Annotated in this window: 2 protein-coding genes; both read right to left on the reverse strand. The window is 35.2% G+C overall.

What is annotated here, in order from left to right; genetic code table 11:
* Nucleotides 1-104: 104 nt before the first annotated feature.
* Nucleotides 105-395, reverse strand: coding sequence for a GNAT family N-acetyltransferase (locus V7654_RS23800; protein WP_335433374.1), 291 nt, complete (start codon nucleotides 393-395; stop codon nucleotides 105-107).
* Between the two features lie 135 nt (nucleotides 396-530).
* Nucleotides 531-665, reverse strand: a complete 135-nt coding sequence (locus tag V7654_RS23805; protein ID WP_335433375.1) for a hypothetical protein — start codon at nucleotides 663-665, stop codon at nucleotides 531-533.
* Between the last annotated feature and the right edge of the window lie 424 nt (nucleotides 666-1089).

Below are 1089 nucleotides of genomic sequence, written 5' to 3' on the forward strand. Positions count from 1 at the left end.
CCCCCTAAATGGTATAAAAAGAACAAAAAGCATTATTATTTTCTTAAACATTACTGCATCGTTAGTGAAACAAGAATAAGCTGCCAACTGGCAGCCATAACATATTATGAAGAGATGCTTTCCTGAAACTTCTCTTTCAATGAGTTATATTCCCTATCGAGAATACTCATAAAAACATCAGTTTCGTATTTACCTTCAATTAGTGCCCCTTCCCTTTCAGTCCCTTCCTGGACAAAGCCGCATTTTTCATAGCATCTTATCGCACGCTTATTATATTCGAGAACCCTTAAGTCCACCCTATGAAGATTTAATTGTTCAAAAGCATACTTTAGAACAAGTTGGGTTACTTCGGTTCCTAGACCCCTATTCCATACAGAAGGATCAAAGAAACCCACCGCATATCGTGCCCGATTGTCAGCGAGGAGCTTATCCGTATGTATGGTGGCGATTCAAGAAATATGTAACCAAAAACTATGGAAGAGGCAACTAAATTCATAGACCTCATTCAAACTCGAATGGTGTATAGAATATCAAGACCGTTTTGTTGGCCAGGCAAGATTAACAGTTAATGGATTTATTGCCATATTAAAATAGTCTATAACATCACTTTCAATCGGCTGTCTTAGTAAGACATTTTTGCCTTTTATAACTGGAGCTTTATTCATTGATTTCACCCCTCAATGTTTATTTTCCATAAAAAGGTATTCGCTTCATAGAACCATAAATCCTTCTTCCACTAACCTAGGTAAACGAACTCCATACTATTAAACCGAACACTACCCAAAAGACAAACTTATTTATTCTTTTTTGCCCAAATTCTCCAGTAACAGTTTCGATTAGAATAACCAATCGATTCACTACAAGCAACAATAATACAGATAGTAGAGCCTGATACATCCGTTCTATTGGAAATCGAAAAATAAGATTAATAAGTAAAAATATAATGGCTGTTGTTATTAAGGTACTATAGTTTTCTTTCAAATTCTTTTTCATATGAGCTCTCCTTATTACCTTTTACCATCTTATTTGAATCCTCTTTCTCTACCTATAGGTTATATTTTCTTCTTACACTAACCTGCCCCTTTAGCT

This window comes from Bacillus sp. JJ1609, from assembly GCF_036967045.1.
Taxonomy (GTDB): domain Bacteria; phylum Bacillota; class Bacilli; order Bacillales; family Cytobacillaceae; genus Mesobacillus.